The 263-nt window shown below is 40.3% G+C and carries 1 protein-coding gene; it reads right to left on the bottom strand.

Annotation, left to right across the window (positions count from 1 at the left end):
* Nucleotides 1-263 (bottom strand): hypothetical protein (locus Q5762_RS38735; protein WP_315897008.1); only part of this gene is annotated, 263 nt, incomplete at both ends.

Here is a 263-nt window from a genome sequence, read left to right on the forward strand (position 1 = left end):
TTCTTTGTTGAGAGGTCAGCGGACTTCCTTTATCAACCCATACAACGCTCCATAATATTTGACGCCGTTCAGCAATTTTCCTACCTATTCTAATTAGATAACGGTGATCACTATTCGCACTGACCAATACAACAAGATTATCTTGGAGTGTGTAACTTATTTTCCCCTGTTCAGCATCAACCATAGTGTTCCAATGGCTATCAACTTTGGAAATCACTCGCTTCATCGCCAATTCTCGTAATGCCGTTAAATTAGCAATCGAG

It is taken from the genome of Streptomyces sp. P9(2023) (genome assembly GCF_032436795.1).
In the GTDB taxonomy this organism is placed as follows: domain Bacteria; phylum Actinomycetota; class Actinomycetes; order Streptomycetales; family Streptomycetaceae; genus Streptomyces.